Annotated in this window: 2 protein-coding genes; both read left to right on the plus strand. The window is 70.8% G+C overall.

Translation table 11 applies throughout. The annotated features are described in order from the left end of the window. Positions 1 to 285: DUF4097 family beta strand repeat-containing protein (locus AC4FQ5_RS19940; RefSeq protein WP_491146394.1), on the plus strand; the 285-nt coding region annotated here is incomplete at its 5' end. A 28-nt stretch (positions 286 to 313) separates the two neighbouring features. Then, positions 314 to 592: ATP-binding cassette domain-containing protein (locus AC4FQ5_RS19945; RefSeq protein WP_491146397.1), on the plus strand; the 279-nt coding region annotated here is incomplete at its 3' end.

Below are 592 nucleotides of genomic sequence, written 5' to 3' on the forward strand. Positions count from 1 at the left end.
GACCTCGGCATCGAGACGGCGCGCGGTTCCGTGACCGCGAAGACCGCTTACGGCAGCCTCGACGTCGGTGTCGTCTCGAGCGGCTCCGTCCAGGTCGAGAGCGGGCACGGCGCGGTCTCGATAGGCGTCCTCCCCGGTGTCGCGGCGTGGCTCGATCTCTCGTCCTCCGACGGACGCGTGCGCAACGACCTCGCCGGGGATGCGGCTCCCGGCGCCGGATCTCCCACCGTCGCCGTCCGCGCCCGGACGCGTTTCGGCGACATCGTCATCAACCGCTCGCGCTGACGCGAGCACCATGAGAAGGGACAGCATCATGACCACCAGCACTGCTCCCGACCGATCGACGACCGGACCGGCCATCAGCGTCCGCGGCGTCGAGAAGTCCTACAAGGACCTCCGCGTCCTCCGCGGCGTCGACTTCGACGTCGCGCCCGGCACGGTCTTCGCCCTCCTCGGCTCGAACGGAGCCGGCAAGACGACGATGATCCGCATCCTCTCGACGCTCCTGCACCCCGACGCCGGGACCGCCACCGTCGCCGGCTCGGACGTCGCGACCCACGCCCTCGATGTCCGCCGGTCGATCAGCCTCACG

It is taken from the genome of Chryseobacterium sp. DT-167 (assembly GCF_058310155.1).